Source organism: Achromobacter sp. Root83, assembly GCF_001428845.1.
GTDB lineage: Bacteria > Pseudomonadota > Gammaproteobacteria > Burkholderiales > Burkholderiaceae_B > Achromobacter.
The window spans coordinates 1-3,085 of sequence record NZ_LMIU01000019.1; the positions used below are offsets into that span (position 1 = coordinate 1).

1 protein-coding gene is annotated in these 3,085 nt (G+C 70.6%); it reads left to right on the plus strand.

Going from position 1 to position 3,085, the window contains the following annotated elements:
- The coding region (locus ASE30_RS15850; RefSeq protein ID WP_156407677.1) for a condensation domain-containing protein at window positions 1-3,085 on the plus strand (3,085 nt) is incomplete at both ends.

Below are 3,085 nucleotides of genomic sequence, written 5' to 3' on the forward strand. Positions count from 1 at the left end.
CGAGGCGGCGCAGGCCAGCCTGGACCTGAGCCAGGGGCCGCTGCTGCGCGTGCTGCTGGCGGATCTGGCCGATGGCTCGCAGCGGTTGCTGCTGGCGATCCACCACCTGGTGGTGGATGGGGTGTCGTGGCGGGTGCTGCTTGAAGACCTGCAGTCGGCCTACGAGCAGGCGCAGGCGGGGCCGGTCATTACGTTGCCGCCCAAGACGGCCAGCTACAAGGACTGGGCCCTGGCGCTGCAGGGCGCGGCGGCGGGGTGGGATGACGAGTTGGCGCACTGGCAGGCACTGGCGCAGGCGCTGGCGCAAACCGCCGGGACGCAGCCGCCGGCGGACACCGCCCTCGCCGCGACCGTGGGCGATGCCGCACGGGTCGAGTTCACGCTCGATACGGCGGAAACCGAGGCATTGCTCAAAGCAGCGCCGGCCGCCTACCGCACCCAGGTCAATGACCTGTTGCTGACGGCATTGGCGCGGGCCTTGTCTACCTTGCAGGGCCAGCAGGCCGTGCTGGTCGAACTTGAGGGCCACGGCCGCGAGGACCTGTTCGCGCGGATCGATCTATCGCGCACGGTGGGATGGTTCACGTCGGTCTACCCCGTGCTGCTGGATGCGGCGGGAGACATGGGCGCCGCCATCCGGCGCGTCAAGGAAACGTTGCGTGCGGTGCCGCGCCGCGGCCTGGGGCATGGCGTGCTGGCGCGGCTTGGTTCCCCCGAGCAGCGGGGAGCCATGGCCGTCATGCCGCGCGCTTCGGTGCAGTTCAATTACCTGGGCCGCTTCGATGGCAGTTTTACCGCCGCTTCGTCGTGGCGGCCAGCGGCCGAGTCGCCTGGCGCGACCCGCGATGCGCGCGCGCCACTGGCGCACGACCTGGTGGTCAATGGCTCGGTCTACGAAGGCCGCCTGTCGATGGTGCTGGACTACAGCACGCGCCGCTATGGCGCCCAGCAAATGCAGGTGTTCGCCCAGGCGTATCGCCAGGCCTTGCACGACGTGCTGGCGCATTGCCAGGGCGGGCCGCTGGGCGTGACGCCCAGCGACTTCCCCCTGGCCGGCCTGACGCAAGAGCAACTCGATCAGTTGCCGGTGGCGGCGGCCGATGTGCAGGATCTGTATCCGCTGGCGCCGATGCAGCAGGGCATGCTGTTCCATAGTTTGTACGATGCCGCGGGCGCAGCCTACATCAACCAGTTCCGGGTGGATATCTTGGGGCTGGACGTACCGCGCTTTCGCGCCGCGTGGCAGGCAGCCGTCGATCGTCACGACATCCTGCGCACCGGCATGCTCAACAGCGAGACCCCGCTGCAATGGGTGGCGCGCGAGGTCGCTTTGCCGCTGACGGAGCTGGACTGGCGCGGCCACGCGGAAGCGGCCGCTGAACTCGACCGGTACGCGCGCGCCGATCGCGCCACGCCGTTCGATCTTGCGACGCCGCCCCTGACCCGCCTGACGCTGGTTCGGACCGGGGAGGACGCGCATCACCTGATCTGGACGATGCATCACCTGCTCCTGGACGGCTGGAGCACGTCGCGCCTGCTCGGCGAAGTGCTGCGCCGGTATGCGCAACCGGACGCGGCCGGGGCCGCGCCGGTCCAGGCGCCTTACCGCGACTACATTGCGTGGCTGCGGACACGCGACGAGACCGCGGCGCGCGAGTATTGGCAGGCGCTGTTGTCCGGGATGGAATCCCCCAGCCTGATCGCCGACGCCCTGGCCTTGGTAGAGAGCAGCGGCCGCCACGAAGAGCATGTCCGTGTTCTGTCCGCCGAGACGACGGAGGCGCTGGCGGCCTTCGCGCGCACCCGGCGCGTGACGCTCAACACCGTGCTCCAGGGCGCTTGGGCCCTGCTGTTGCAGCGCTATACCGGCGCGTCGCCAATCTGCTTCGGCTCGACCACGGCGGGCCGGCCCGCTGAGCTGCCTGGCATCGAACAGGCATTGGGTCTGTTCATCAACACCCTGCCTGTCGTGGCGACAGTGCAGCCCGAGCAGGATCTGGCCGAGTGGCTGCAGGCCTTGCAGGGGCAGAGCACGGCCTCGCGTGAGCACGAGCATACGCCGCTGCACCAGATACAGCGCTGGACCCAGGCGGGCGCCGCCGGACTGTTCGATACGCTGATCGTGTTCGAGAACTTCCCGGTGGACGAGGCGTTGCGCCAGTCTGGCGAAACGCTCCGCTTCAGCGGCGTGCGTAGCGAAAGCGACAATCACTATCCGCTTACGCTGCGGGTGCAGGAGCAGGGCACGTTGCGCCTGGACTTCCTGCACGATCCGGGTCAGATCGGCCCAGCGGCCATTCAGCGATGCGCGGCGCTGCTGGAAGGACTGTTGCAGACCCTGGCCGCACTGCCGCAGGGCCAGACGATTCGCTTGGCGGACCTGATGGAGACGGGGCGCGCGGTCTCGCTTGAGGCCGTGCCGCCGGCGTCGGGGGTGCTGTCGCGCTGGAGCGATGCGGTGGCCGCTGGGCCCGAGCGCCTGGCGGTGGCCGGCGAGGACGGCGACCTGAGCTATGCCGGGCTGGACCGCGCCAGCACCGCGCTGGCCGCGCGGCTGCGCGACGCCGGGGTCGGGCTGGAGGATCGGGTGGCGGTGCATGCGCCGCGCTCCGCGGCGCTGGCCGTGGGGCTGCTGGGCGCGCTCAAGGCGGGCGGCGTCTATGTGCCGCTGGACCCGGCCTTGCCGGCCGAGCGCCTGGCCTATGTGGTGCGCGACAGCCAGGCGCGCTGCGTGGTGAGCAGCGCGCCGCTGGAGTGGGATCCGGGCGTGCCGGTGGTGCTGCTGGAGGGGGATCTGGCTTCGGCGGCGGAAGGCGAGGCCGTTCACGAGGCCGTTGACGCGCCCGCCGAGCACCCGTCCCAGGCCGCCTACCTGATCTATACCTCGGGCTCGACGGGCCAGCCCAAGGGGGTGGTGGTCAGCCATGGCGCGCTGGCCAACTACGTGGCCGGCGCGCTGGCGCGGATGGACCTGCCCGAGGATGCGCGCAGCATGGCCATGGTCTCGACCGTGGCGGCCGACCTGGGCCACACCATGCTGTTCGGCGCGCTGTGCTCGGGCCGCGCGCTGCACATGATCCCGGCG